Origin of the sequence: Streptomyces sp. NBC_00654, from assembly GCF_026341775.1 — a bacterium.
In the GTDB taxonomy this organism is placed as follows: Bacteria; Actinomycetota; Actinomycetes; order Streptomycetales; family Streptomycetaceae; genus Streptomyces.
Window position 1 is genome coordinate 4,222,001 of the sequence record NZ_JAPEOB010000001.1, and the last position, 12,215, is coordinate 4,234,215.

13 protein-coding genes and 3 pseudogenes are annotated in these 12,215 nt (G+C 67.8%); 8 read left to right on the top strand and 8 right to left on the bottom strand.

The window, feature by feature from the left end; translation table 11 throughout:
* Nucleotides 1-31: 31 nt before the first annotated feature.
* The gene (locus tag OHA98_RS17925; protein WP_266926977.1) at nt 32-676 is read left to right on the top strand and encodes an SMI1/KNR4 family protein; all 645 of its coding nucleotides are present in this window, start codon (nt 32-34) and stop codon (nt 674-676) included.
* 120 nt (nt 677-796) lie between these two features.
* On the opposite strand, the gene OHA98_RS17930 is transcribed toward OHA98_RS17925, so the two are convergent.
* Both OHA98_RS17930 and OHA98_RS17935 read right to left on the bottom strand, forming a co-directional pair.
* A complete protein-coding gene (locus OHA98_RS17930; RefSeq protein WP_266926979.1) occupies nt 797-1,453 on the bottom strand; it encodes a winged helix-turn-helix domain-containing protein in 657 nt (218 codons plus the stop codon).
* 40 nt (nt 1,454-1,493) lie between these two features.
* Nucleotides 1,494-1,673 carry a hypothetical protein gene (locus OHA98_RS17935; RefSeq protein WP_266927971.1) on the bottom strand — a complete coding sequence of 60 codons (180 nt, stop codon included), beginning with the start codon at nt 1,671-1,673 and terminating at the stop codon, nt 1,494-1,496.
* 187 nt (nt 1,674-1,860) lie between these two features.
* On the opposite strand from OHA98_RS17935, the gene OHA98_RS17940 reads away from it, so the two are divergent.
* Nucleotides 1,861-2,376, top strand: a complete 516-nt coding sequence (locus OHA98_RS17940) for a hypothetical protein (RefSeq protein WP_266927972.1) — start codon at nt 1,861-1,863, stop codon at nt 2,374-2,376.
* A 30-nt stretch (nt 2,377-2,406) separates the two neighbouring features.
* Here OHA98_RS17940 and OHA98_RS42685 read toward each other — a convergent pair.
* Both OHA98_RS42685 and OHA98_RS17950 read right to left on the bottom strand, forming a co-directional pair.
* Nucleotides 2,407-2,628: pseudogene (locus OHA98_RS42685) on the bottom strand (transposase); the annotation flags it as partial.
* 92 nt (nt 2,629-2,720) lie between these two features.
* Nucleotides 2,721-3,458, bottom strand: coding sequence for a helix-turn-helix domain-containing protein (locus tag OHA98_RS17950; RefSeq protein WP_266926981.1), 738 nt, complete (start codon nt 3,456-3,458; stop codon nt 2,721-2,723).
* A 218-nt stretch (nt 3,459-3,676) separates the two neighbouring features.
* Between OHA98_RS17950 and OHA98_RS17955 the strand changes: the two genes are divergently transcribed.
* The gene (locus OHA98_RS17955; RefSeq protein ID WP_266926982.1) at nt 3,677-4,639 is read left to right on the top strand and encodes an ATP-binding cassette domain-containing protein; all 963 of its coding nucleotides are present in this window, start codon (nt 3,677-3,679) and stop codon (nt 4,637-4,639) included.
* Complete coding sequence (locus OHA98_RS17960) at nt 4,636-5,463, top strand: ABC transporter permease (RefSeq protein WP_266926984.1); 828 nt, start codon at nt 4,636-4,638, stop codon at nt 5,461-5,463. The genes OHA98_RS17955 and OHA98_RS17960 overlap by 4 nt, the downstream gene beginning before the upstream one ends.
* A gap of 227 nt (nt 5,464-5,690) precedes the next feature.
* On the opposite strand, the gene OHA98_RS17965 is transcribed toward OHA98_RS17960, so the two are convergent.
* A complete protein-coding gene (locus OHA98_RS17965) occupies nt 5,691-6,893 on the bottom strand; it encodes an MFS transporter (RefSeq protein WP_266926987.1) in 1,203 nt (400 codons plus the stop codon).
* A gap of 59 nt (nt 6,894-6,952) precedes the next feature.
* Between OHA98_RS17965 and OHA98_RS17970 the strand changes: the two genes are divergently transcribed.
* The 4 genes and pseudogenes from OHA98_RS17970 to OHA98_RS17985 form a co-directional block, all read left to right on the top strand.
* Nucleotides 6,953-7,639, top strand: coding sequence for a FadR/GntR family transcriptional regulator (locus OHA98_RS17970; RefSeq protein WP_266926989.1), 687 nt, complete (start codon nt 6,953-6,955; stop codon nt 7,637-7,639).
* 744 nt (nt 7,640-8,383) lie between these two features.
* Entirely contained in the window at nt 8,384-8,638 is a 255-nt protein-coding gene (locus tag OHA98_RS17975; protein ID WP_266926991.1) for a hypothetical protein, read from the top strand.
* Nucleotides 8,639-8,893: 255 nt separating this feature from the next.
* Nucleotides 8,894-9,070, top strand: a complete 177-nt coding sequence (locus OHA98_RS17980; protein ID WP_266926993.1) for a hypothetical protein — start codon at nt 8,894-8,896, stop codon at nt 9,068-9,070.
* A 419-nt stretch (nt 9,071-9,489) separates the two neighbouring features.
* Nucleotides 9,490-9,795 (top strand): annotated as a pseudogene (locus OHA98_RS17985) (transglycosylase family protein); the annotation flags it as partial.
* Nucleotides 9,796-10,749: 954 nt separating this feature from the next.
* Here OHA98_RS17985 and OHA98_RS17990 read toward each other — a convergent pair.
* From OHA98_RS17990 to OHA98_RS42915, 3 genes and pseudogenes are all read right to left on the bottom strand, one after another.
* Complete coding sequence (locus tag OHA98_RS17990) at nt 10,750-11,004, bottom strand: hypothetical protein (RefSeq protein ID WP_266926995.1); 255 nt, start codon at nt 11,002-11,004, stop codon at nt 10,750-10,752.
* Nucleotides 11,005-11,081: 77 nt separating this feature from the next.
* Nucleotides 11,082-11,546, bottom strand: a complete 465-nt coding sequence (locus OHA98_RS17995) for a hypothetical protein (RefSeq protein ID WP_266926997.1) — start codon at nt 11,544-11,546, stop codon at nt 11,082-11,084.
* A 3-nt stretch (nt 11,547-11,549) separates the two neighbouring features.
* A pseudogene (locus OHA98_RS42915) lies at nt 11,550-11,714 on the bottom strand (hypothetical protein); the annotation flags it as partial.
* Nucleotides 11,715-12,215: the final 501 nt, after the last annotated feature.

The following is a 12,215-nucleotide window of genomic DNA, read 5'->3' on the forward strand; positions in this document are numbered from 1 at the left end:
TTGTCAGTACCAGGTGGCAGGATGCCGTGCTATGACCGCACCGATCAGTGAGTCGTGGACGCGAATCGAGAACTGGCTGGCCGAGCACGCCCCGGCGACCTACGCCGCGCTGGCGCCGCCCGCGGATCCGGCGGACATCGCCGCGACCGAACGCGTCATCGGCCGGCCACTGCTGAAGCCCTTGGTGATGTCGCTGCTGCGGCACGATGGTCTCCCCGATCAGCGGGGCTCGCTGCTGCCAGGGTTCTACAGACCGATGAGTGCACGCGAGATAGCGGCCGCGTGGCAACTTTTCACCGGATTCTACGACAAGCGCACGGCGGATGAGGAAGGAGAGGAGGCGGAGTACGACTTCATGAAGATCGGGGTCAGCAGCCTCCTGTACGGACATCCGCAGGTGATCCCCATCGCGCGGAACGTCGGCGGGGGTTGCCTCGTACTGGACCACCGTCCCGAGATCGACCGGGGGCGCGTCCACGAAGCCGAGGCCGTGGAAGGCGTTATGCGCGTATCACACGAGATGTGGACGTCCCTGCCGCTGCTCATGGAGGCGATCGTCACGTCTCTCGAGACCAACCAGCCCCTCAATGGCTACACGCCGGTAGTTGACGAGGAGCAGAGGCTGGACTGGAACTACATACCGCTGCGCAGTGACCGGACCTTGCATCGGTCATGACGCAGCAGCGGATAGTGAGGTCGGTGGAGCTGCTTCGGGGCGAGTGATCATGGCCCCGTAACTTTCCGGCGAGTCGGGCAGTGTGTGGACTGCCCGTTACCTGACTTCGGCATATCTGGGTCAGTTCGGTCCTTCGAGAGCGAGGCCGGTTCCGGCGAGGAATCCGCCGAGGACGGCGTGCCAGTACTGCAGCGCATTGAGTCGCCTGCGGAGCACAGCCTCCAGCTCGCTGAGGGCGCGTGCGGCCAGGTTGGCCAGGCTCCACCTGATGCGCGCCCACAGGCCCTCGACCGGGTTGAGCTCGGGTGCGTATCCGGGCAGCAGGACCACTGTCAGCCAGTCCCGCTCGGAGGGTTCTACCTCCGGCCAGTTCACCTCCCGCCATGCGGTGATCGCGTCCTCGTCGCGTTCGGCGGCGGGCCGGGCGGGCATCTGCACGCTGTAGCCCATGCGATGCAGCAGCCGAGTGACCCCGGAGACGCTGTAGGAGAAGTGGAACTTCCGCCCAATCAGCGTGCGTACCCGGGCGGCAGTCCATACCTGGTCATCCGCCCAGCCGTGCGCGGCCGGCCCCTCCTCCAGCCACATCGCGAGCTCGGCCTGCAGGTGTGGGCCGAGGTGGCGGTCGTAGCCGGAGGGGCCCTTGGAACGCAGCGCCTCGCGTCCGCCCGCCCTCCAGCTACGGCGCCACTGGTAGACCGACTTCTCACTCACCCGTAACTCCCGTGCGATGCACGGGACTTCCCCGTCCTCCTCGAAGAGGTCAACGGCCCGCATCACCGGTCCCGGCACAGATCCAGACCCCAAGACGCCGAAGTCAGCAAGTCCGTTTCCGGTAGCGGCCTCGTCCGGGTTGCGTGAGGAAGCCTTGGCGGATGAGGCGTCCGAGGCGGCTGCGGGTGATGTTGACGGTCGCCTCGTCGGTGGGCATGCTGGGAAGTCCGTTCAGCTCGCGGGCTCTGAATGCCTGGTCGGGGAGCTGCTTGAAGGCGTTCACGATGGCCTGGTAGGCGGTGGGTGGATCGGGCTCGGTCCCCGGGTGGGACGCGTTGAGCCAGGAACTCGATGACGTTCACGCGGCCAGCCCGAGCGTGTCGCGTCAGGTGGGGGGCGGGTGTGGTGAGGCGGCGAGTCATGTTCGCGATGGAAGCCCAGTGGACGCGTGAGGCGGGGGTGCCGGGGCGGTGGCTGTACTCGCGGGCCAGGCGGCGATGCGACATCAATGCGCCGTTGACCTGCTCGACCACCCACCGCTTGGGCTGCGGGACGAAACCCTTGCCCCCGTCTTCGGGGTTGCGGCGGACGACCTTGACGTCGATGTCCATCAGCGCCCCGTGGATGATGACCTCGTCCTTGAAGCCCTGATCCACCAGGGCCTTCTCCCGGCGCATCCCGCACCGTTCGGCGGCCTGGTCAAGCAGGGGGGGGCGGGGTTGTCGTGGGTGGAGGCGGCCGGCACGACGACGCCGATGATCAGTCCCAGAACGTCTGCGGCCATTCCCCCGCTTGCGGCCCGACACCTTCTTGTTGGCGTCCAGTCCCGTCGTGGCCTTCGGGACACCGGCGGCCGCGCGAACGGACTGGGTGTCGATGATCACGAGGAATGGGTCCTCCAGCCGGCGGGCTCTCTCCCGCGCCTGGCAGCACAGGAGTTCCTGGATCGGCTGGTCGAGCCCGTCCTCGCGCCACAGGCGAAGTAGTAGAACACCGCCGACCAGGCCCGGGAAGTCATGGGGCGGATAGCGCCACTGGCAGCCCGTCCGGTTCTGACAGAAGATCGCGTTCACCGCCTCCCGTAGGTCACAGGACCCAGGATCTCCGGTCGCCGACCGCGTCACCCTGCCCCGCTTCCAGGCCGTGATCATCGGATCGATCGGCGCCCACTGCGCATCCGATAAATCGCTGGGGTACGGCTCTCTCTCCACAGCCCGCATCTCAATGGACATGCCCATCAGGCGGCCCGCGCAGCGATCAGTACCACGATCGAGCGATCACATACCGGGGAAGATCGGGCTTAACGCTATCTGAGGCCAACGTGAGCTGTTCAGTCGTCGGTTTCGGACGTCTTCCGAGGGTGGGTGGGGTAGATCTCGTGCCAGTGCTGGGCTGAGCGGACCAGGTCGTCGATGACGTGGAGGAGGAACTGGCTCGTGTTCTCCAGTCGGGCGCCGGCGGGGGTGGTGGTGCCGAGTTTCTGGGCTGCGATCTTGCAAGCCTCGGCGATCCGGGTTTGGTTGCGCGCGCTGGCCACGATGGACTGGAACGCTACGTCGTCGTCGATGGCGTAGCGGTCGGCGCGGCTGCGGGGGTCGCGTTCGCGTTTGACGAGTGCCTGGTTTTCCAGGTAGCCGACGGCCTTGGAGATGGAGGCGGGGCTGACGTGCAGGCGTCGCACGAGTTCCGCGGAGGTGAGGCTGCCGCTGTCGGTGGTGAACAGCGCGGAGAGCACCCTGGCCATCATCTGTGGGAGCCCGGCCCGAATCATCAGTTCCATGCTCTGCGTGTCCACCTCGTCCACGAGCCGTGGATCGCGCCCGCCGAGGTGGGCCCTTCCTGGTGACGGCGTCGGCGGAGTGGTCTTTCGCTGACGCGCGTGTCGTGTGCCGGCCCGGTTGGCCGCCTCGGCGTGATAGCCGCGCGGCCCGCCGTTGCGCATCACTTCGCGGGTGACGGTGGAGGTCGGCCGCCCGATGCGGCGGCCGATGGCGGCGTAGGTCAGCTCCTCGCGCAGGCCTGCGGCGATCTGCTGTCGGTCCTGGAGAGTGAGTCTGTCACCAGGCATCGGGTGTCCTCCGCTGTCGGCCGTCGAGGCCAGCTTAATGCAACGCAACGCCGTTGCATTAGTCGGCAGGGCTCACGCAATGATTTGCCCCCGTTGACCTGCAATTACGCGGCCGCTTCGCATAGAAATGATTGACGGTCCTGTGGATGCAACGTAACTTTCGCCGAGTTGTGAAAGTGCTCGTGTGGCGCCGGATCTCACCAACGGGAGTGAAACCCATGACTACCGATCTCGGTCAATCCGCAGTCGTGGCGACTGCGGTACGCAAGGTGTACGGCGACCACGTGGTGCTCGACGGCATCGACCTCGATATCCCCGCGGGGTCCGTCTTCGCGTTGCTCGGCCCGAACGGTGCGGGCAAGACCACCGTGGTGCAGATCCTGTCGACGCTGATCCGTGCCGACGCGGGGGAGATGCGGGTCGCCGGCCACGATGTGGTCCGGGATCCGGACGAGGTGCGCGCCGCGATCGGCGTCACCGGCCAGTTCTCCGCAGTGGACAGCTTCCTCACCGGCGAGGAGAACCTGCTGTTGATGGCCTGCCTGAACCACCTGCCCCGCCGGGAACGGCGGCAGTCTGCCGCGGACCTGCTGGCGCGGTTCGATCTGGTGGACGCGGCCCGGAAGCCTGCGGTGACGTACTCCGGTGGGATGCGCCGCCGCTTGGACCTCGCGATGACGCTGGTCGGCCGGCCTCGGGTGATCTTCCTCGACGAGCCGACCACCGGGCTGGACCCGCGCAGCAGGCGGACCATGTGGGAGATCATCCGCAGGCTGGTGGACGACGAGGGCGTCACGATCTTCCTCACCACTCAATACCTGGAGGAGGCCGACCAACTCGCCGACCGGATCGCGGTGCTGCACGGGGGAAAGCTGGTGGCGGAGGGCTCGCCCGAGGAGCTCAAGCGGCAGGTAGGCGGCGGCCATGTCACCCTGCGGTTCGCCGACCCACACGGTTACGACCACGCAGCCCGGACGCTGGACGTGGTGTCCCGCAACGATGAGGCATGCACCCTGCAGATCCCCAGCCAGGGCGATGTCCGGTCGTTGCGCGCATTGCTGGACTGGCTCGACCACGCCTCGCTCACCGTGGACGAACTGCAGGTCCATACCCCCGATCTCGATGACGTCTTCTTCGCCCTGACGGGCAACCCAGTCACGGAACTGGAGGCCGGCCAGTGAGTACCGTTTCCAGCAGCGTTTCCAGCAGCGTTTCCAGCAGCGTTTCCAGCGCCTTTGCCGACTCGGCGACCATGTTGCGCCGCCAGTTGCGGCACATGCTGCGTTACCCGGCGCTCATCCTGACGGCCGCCGGGGTTCCGGTGGTCTTCCTGCTGCTGTTCGTCTACGTTCTCGGCGGCATCCTCGGCAACGGCCTTGGCGGGCCGTCGGGCGGCCGGGACGCCTACGTGAACTACGTCGTCCCCGGTGTCGTCCTGATGACTGTGGCGACCGCGGCCCAGGGCACGGCGATCTCGGTAGCCATCGACATGACCGAGGGTATCGTCGCCCGATTCCGCACGATGGCCATCGCCCGGGTCTCGGTGCTCACCGGCCATGTGCTGGGCAGCCTGATCCAGACCCTGCTGAGTATCGCTGCCGTCTTCGGGGTCGCGCTGCTGGTGGGATTCGAGCCGACCGCGGACTTCGGCGAATGGCTCGGCGCGGTAGGCGTGCTCGTAATGATCATCCTCGCGCTCACCTGGCTGTCGGTCGCACTGGCCATGGTCGCCAAGAGCGTCGCCACCGCGAGCAACATGCTGACGCCGCTGATGATCCTGCCCATGATGGGCAGTGGGTTCGCCCCTACCGACTCGATGCCGGCCGGGCTGAAGTGGTTCGCCGAATACCAGCCGTTCACCCCGTTCATCGAAACTCTGCGTGCGCTACTGATGGGCACCCCGATCGATAACAGTGCAATCCTGACCATCAGTTGGTGCGCCCTGATCGTTGTGGGCGGCTACCTGTGGGCCAAGAAGCTCTACAATCGCGAGCCCACCAAGTGAGTGCCTTCGTCGCGTCAGCCCGTGAACTGTACGAACCCCTCGGCATGCCCACCGACGAGGCGACCGTCAACATCACCCGCAGCCGCCTCGGACGCTCCGTCCGCCAAGGCTTCCTCACCCAACTCGGACGAGGCCGCCACCGGAAACGGTCTTGACGCCCTCTCAGGCGGCGTGAGCCTGGGCGGTCCCTCCCCACATGCGAGCCCTGCTCCCCAGGTTCCGCAGGGTCAGCGCCGGTGGGCGGAGAGCGCCATCCCGATGACGAGCTGTGCGGCCGCTGTTACGAGCAGCGCGGCCATCGGCAGGGTCCAGCCGCCGGAGGTGCTGTGCAGCAGGCCGACGGCGAAGGGGCCGAGAGCGGCGACCAGGTAGCCGAGCGACTGGGACAGGCTGGACAGGGCGGTGGTCTCGGCGGGGCTGCTGCCGCTGCTGCCGATTACTGCCAGCACCAGGGGGAAGGAACACAATCCCAGCCCGACCAGTACGGCCCATACAACCGGCAGGGCCACTGGAGCGACGAGAAGTCCGGTGAATCCGGCGAGCATGGCCGCCGAGATCGTCATGAAGGCGGGCCGTAGCCGGCCCGGCGCGCGTGCGAAGGCGAGCACCAGGAAAGTCGCCGGAATCCCGACGGCCTGGGAGACCGCGAGGACGGCGCCCGCGCCGCCGCCCGACATGCCCTGCTCGGACAGCATCGTGGGCAGCCAGCCGATGATGGCGTAACAGTTCAGCGCCTGGAGTGCGAAGTACGCGGTCACCAGCGCCCCGAGCCGGGTACGCGCCATCGCCCATGGCGACACGTATGTCCCGCGTGTATCCGCGGCCGACACGGATCGAGCCGCGGGAGCTCGTACGAACGCCCATACCAGCGTGGCGAGCAGCGCAGGCAGCGCCCACCCGGCCAGCCCCAGGGAGGGCGAACCCGCCCACACGGCCAGTGGTACGGCGGCAGCCGCGCCCAGCGTCGAACCGAGCGCCATCACGGTCGTGTACACGCCGGTGAGCAGCGCGACCTTGGCCGGGAAGTGGGCCCGGAGCAGTGTCGGCAGCAGGACGTTGCACAGTGCGAGGCCGGACATGGCGACGACGGTTCCGCCGAGCAACGCCCAGGTGGCGGGGATGCCCCGGAGAGCGAGACCGGCCGTGAGCGCCGCGAGCGCGAGCAGCACGGTCCGCTCGGCCCCGAGCCGGCCGACGACGCGGCCGGTGAAGAAGCCGGCGGCGGCGAAGCTCAGGGTCGGCAGGGCGGGCAGTGCTGCGGCGGCTGCCGAGCCGAAGCCGAGGTCGGTCCGCAGGGCGTCGAGCAGTGCTGAGGCGCTGCTGATGCCGAGACGGAGGTTGAGCGCGATGAGCACCACGCCCGCTCCGGCGAGCCAGGCGGCACGGGTGCGGCCAACGGGCCTGCTGGGAGTGAAGGTGGTCTCAGCCATGGATCAAACGTAAAACGTCTGACGTTTGAAGGTCAAATCATCCAATGTATGATCCCCTCATGACGCTGGAACCGGTACGCCGCCCCACGCTGTCCGCCGAGGTGCTCGACACGCTCCGCCGACAGATCACGGCCGGCGAATGGCCCGTAGGTACCCGGATCCCGCCGGAACCCGAGCTGATGCGCCAGCTCCAGGTCGCCCGTGGAACCCTCCGCGAAGCCGTGCGTGCCCTCGCCCACGCGGGCCTCCTGGAAGTCCGCCAGGGCGACGGCACCTACGTGCGGGCGGCCAGCGAGCTCTCCGGCGCGGTCCAGCGCCTCTACGCCGACCGGGCCTCCACCGAGCTCCTCGAAGTCCGCGCCGCCCTGGAGGGCAAGGCCGCCCGGCTCGCCGCCACCCGCGCCACCGACAAGGACCTGGCTGCCCTGACCGCCGCGCTGGAGCGCCGCGCCGAAGCCTGGACGGCCAAGGACTTCGAAGGATGGGTCACCGCGGACTGGGAGTTCCACATCCGTGTCGTCGAGGCTTCGGGCAACGCACTACTCGCTGAGCTCTACGGCAACCTCGCCGAACCGCTGCGCGCCTCGATGTCCGAATTCTGGAAGCTGCCCGGATTCGACGGAGCGGCCCCCGCCGGGCACGAGGACCTGATGGCCGCCCTGTACGACCACGACCCGGCCGCGGCCGCCCGCCAGGCCGACGCCAACATCGATGCCACGGCCGAGTGGCACGGCTCCGCAGGCTGAGGCGATCTTGATTTGGGCTTCAGCGAACTCCGCGGCGTCCGATCGGTGCTGGTCGTGTGCCTCGCTCCTCAGACCGAAGCCGAGCCAGCAGGGTCTTTCCAGAATGTGTGCCAGAACCTCGCTGAGTTCTGGCACACATTCTGGATGCTGATGGTGATCTTCGCTCGGTGGGGTGAAGCCTTCCTCCGAGGGGCTGTTCGCGCTGGGGGTGGTGTGCTGCCGTTGTTGAGTGGGGCAGTTTCTGTCGGCTTGCCCGTTGATGCGGAAGTCCTGCGTGGCGAAGCCGGGCCGTTCACCGGCCGCGTAACGCCTGCCGCGAAGGCGTCGACCGGCTCAAACGCACCGGCAACGTCGGAGGCAAGGGCCGTCACGTCTTCCTGATGCCGCAACCTCTCCAAGAAATCCAGACGCGGAACAGGGCCGAACAGACGACGACCGAAGGGCGCCGGAAACGCAATCCGCGCAGGCAGCGAGGCCACCGTCTCCGAGACCGCTCATGCCCACGACCTGCGGAACTGCCGCTACCGAGGCTGGCCAGAACCCAAGTCCAACATGAGCTGACGGTAGCCGGGATGAGACATCGTCCGACTCAGCGGCTACTTCTCACCGGGCATCGCACCGTCCCGCAGAGCGTGGCCCGGGACCGCTCCCAGCGGCTCCGCCGCGACCTGTCCACCCAGGATCGCCAACAGCATCCGGAAAGTGAGCCAGAACCGGGACTCGTGAACCCGTCTGATATGCGGCGTGCACCCGGTTGTACAGGTCTCCGTCGTCTGGCTCCAGATGCAAACGGTCGCTCAGCCGAACCGCCTCGCGGACACTCTGGACGAACTCGGCGACCTGGACCTGCCCAACGCCCGACAGCGTTGTCACACGCTGAACCTCGGCAGCAATGTTTGCCGCTTCCCGCGCCGCCGTCTGAGCCCTGCCGCCGTTCGCCTGCGTCTTCGTCCCGACCGCGCCGCCGATGACCGCCACCAGGGCGGCGAAGAACTCTGAGGTTGCCCTCGAAGGACTTCCACAAGTCCACCGGCACATCACGCCGAACGTCCTCGCCTACAAGGGGAGTGTGATCGAAAGCGAGATTCCATCAGCCAGATCGGCTGCCCGTGACTGCCTCCCCTTCCTCACCACCGGCTGCGCTGCTCGCCCGAGCCGGTCGATCTGACCGGCGAAGAGCGGCACGACGTCACCTGGACCAGCACCGCGATCTCGCCCCAGCCGAAAGACGACCTGACCGGGGTTCCGCAGACCGTGCCCAGCGACCTGCTGGGCCGGCCCGTTCGACCACGCCACGACCCCGTCGGGCGCCCGACCGTCGCCCTGGCGGCCGTGCACGCGGCCCCGGGCAACGGCATCGTCGCTGTCCTGACGGCCGACGTGGATCTCGCCCGCGGCAGCCTTGCCGTGAGGGGGGTCACCTCGCGGTGACCCCGGTGCACGTTGTCGCAGTTCAGGTGATGTTCTGTGCCTGTTTCCCGGGTGATGGGTGAACGGCGTCACATACGCCGTGCCGAAGGCAGAACGTCCCGGTCGTCAGCTGTGCGCACCCCTCTCGGAATGGCGCCCGAGCCCACGGGCCCGGGACCTTCGACCCAGGGCCGAAGTCCCGACGGGCAGGCCGGGAGCCGATGACTGAGGGCCTTCGCGGCGTGCTGGAAGCCTCTCGGAACCAGCCGTCGCGGCCGCCAGAGTGGAGGGGTCGCCCAGCGCACCGGCAACACCCGGCGCCGACGGCGCGACAGTCCCTGCCGCCTCCGAACGGAGCACCTGAATTGTTCAGCACCACCAGCACGCCGGCTCATCACTCCGCGCGCCCGGCCATCCGTCGTTCTTCCCTGTTCCGCCGTATGGCCGTGAGTGCGGCCGTCGCCGCCGCCGGCGCGGCGGTCGCGCTCACGGGCGCCGGCAGCGCCTCCGCGGCCACCACCGGAAACAGCCAGTGGGACGCCTTGGTGAACTGTGAAGCGTCGGGAAACTGGTCCGCCAACACGGGCAACGGCTTCTCCGGCGGCCTGCAGTTCACCCCGTCCACGTGGCAGGCCTTCGGCGGTCATCAGTACGCCGCGTCCGCCCACCAGGCCACCGCGCAGCAGCAGATCGCCGTCGCCGAGAAGGTCCTGGCCGCACAGGGCCCGGGGGCCTGGCCGGTGTGCAGCGCCAAGGCCGGAATGTAGGCGCATCATGGCCTCACCGACAGACCGGTGAGGCCTGTGCCATGACCGTCACCGTACGGATATGAGCCGCCGGCGCGTGCGGCACCGGTAGATCCGACGCGCCGCCGAACCGATCGCCTTGTCCAGGTCACGGACTGCGGGATTTACGGTCCCCACCGCACCATTCATCAGGACGCCATCCTTCGAGTTTCATGGCCTCGATCGGCTCTCGGGACCAGGCGAGCCGCTGCCGCAAGGCGTGCAGTTCGACCTGGTGTGGTGGAGCCCGCGCTGGGCTAGGAAGCAAGCCGACGAGGGCTCAGCGTCCTGAACAGACAAACTTGACAGGGAACAGTGCTCCTCGGCGAACATCCGCAGCTCGGACCTGCCTCTGCCGGGTGTCCGGACCTGCCAGATGCCAGCAGTCATTCTTCACCGGTAAGTTGGCCGCTTTCACTCTTCAGAGAACACCAGCGGCGGGCATGCAGGCCGACTGGGAGACGCTCCGATCCCATTGCGCGTCGCATGCACAAAGAGCTGTCCCCGGTCGTTGACCGCATCCGGCCGGGAGTTCCCCCACCACGGGGATCCCGCAGTCGATGGTCGACGACGCGTCCGTTCCGGCCGGGCCGATGCCGTCCCCGAGCAGTACCTGATCCTGCCCGGCGACAGACGGCGACCCCTTCTCGGTGTCCATCGACAAGGGGCCGCTTCCTCGCGCTCTGCGTGTACGCGAGCCGAACAGAGCGGTCAGCGCTGCGTGGTGGCGGGACTGGTACTGCGAGCGCGTCGTCCGGCCGACGTGCGGCACGGCGTCGGCGTCGGCGTCGGCCAGTCGATCGGCGGCGAGCACCAGGAGCACGACGTCTGCGATCTCTGGACGTGGCCCGTCTCCCGCCGTTCGGGCGGCACCACATCAACATTTATCTGGACGATTTCTGGGACAGTGAGGGCTCACTCGTAGAAGCAAGCCGCTCTCAACATGCTGGCGATCAAGCTCCAGTCGGGCCGGTCGGGAACGGACTCTCCGCGGTTGATGAAGTAGCCGTCCATATCGTTGGTCCAGGAACTGAGCGCTTCGAGGTAGCGGTCAAGTGATTGGTTCTCCCAACCGCTGGAAGGGACCCCGGCCTCTTGGCTGAGCTGTCTGATGTAGGAGACGAGGTCCGCCCGTGTTGTTACCCAGGTGGTGTCGTTCAGCGAGTTCATAGCGAAGATCTTGCACGGGTTCGCGGGCAGACCTGTAGGTGGGGCGGATCGGCTTTCCTCTGTTGAGGATGGGTTGGTCAGCAGTGGTCGTCAGGGCTGGGTTCGGGGGTCTCGCCGAGGTCTGCGAGGAGGCCGCGGATTCGGTCGGCGATGGCGTTGTGTCGTTCGACCTCGCGGGGCCAGCCGCGTTCAACGGCGTCCTGGGCGAGTTGCTGCTCACGGGCGAGGCGGGACCGCAGGCGCGGGGCGTACTCGCTCGTGGTGAGGAACTTCGAGCAACGAAGGTAAAGATCGCACTCGCAGGGTCCTTCGGCGGGTGCCCGCAGGCAGTGGCCGAGTTCGAGTTCGGTCTTGAAGAAGTTGGTCTTGAGCCAGTTCAGGGTGTCCTCGCCGATCCTGCTGGTGAGGAGTTCCTCGGCGGCTGGTCCCGCGATCCGTCCGCCGGCGGCGATGACTTTCTCGTACTGCTCCTTCAGGACGGGGTTGCTGATGTGGGAGTAGGTGGCCGACATCTGCGCGTTGCGGTGCCCGAGGATCGCCATGATCGTCTGGATCTGGGCGCCGCCTTCGGCGAGCTGGGTGCCGACCGTGTGGCGAAACCGGTGGTGGGGGTGGGGGGCACGGTGGGGTTGCCGTCGCTGTCGAAGAGCCCGGCCTTGCGGCAGTCCAGGGTCAGCCGTGCGATCTCCCCGCGCCGGGCGCCGCTCCAGCGCAGCAGAAGCAGAGCGGCGCGTTGGTGCGGGTCTTCGAGTTCCTCAACGGCATCCATGAGGCGGTCCAGCTCGGCCCGGGGGATGAATCGCGGCAGCGCGGAGGGGAGCTTGGGCATGTCCGAGCGGCCGAGCAGGGGCCGGCCCGGGACATCGTTCCAGCCCCATTGGCTGGTCTCGCGGAAGAACTGAAGCAGCGGGCTGAGGTAGGTGTAGCGGGACCGTGCCGTCAGCGGCCGTCCGGTGCGGGTGTTGATGTGCTCGTGCAGGTGGGCCATGAAGCCCTCGATGTGCCGCCGCTCCAGCTGGGTCATCGCATCGATGTCGGGGTGGGCCTGGGCGAGCCAACGCAGGAAGTAGCGGAAGGCGTCGCGTGAGTGGCGGACGGACTCCGCGCGGTCGCTGGTCTGCAATCGGCCCGAAAGCCAGCGCTTCACCGGGGCGGCGAGCCCTGGCGGCGTCTCGGGAGGGGTGAGTTCGGCCCGCCAGAGTTCGGCGGTC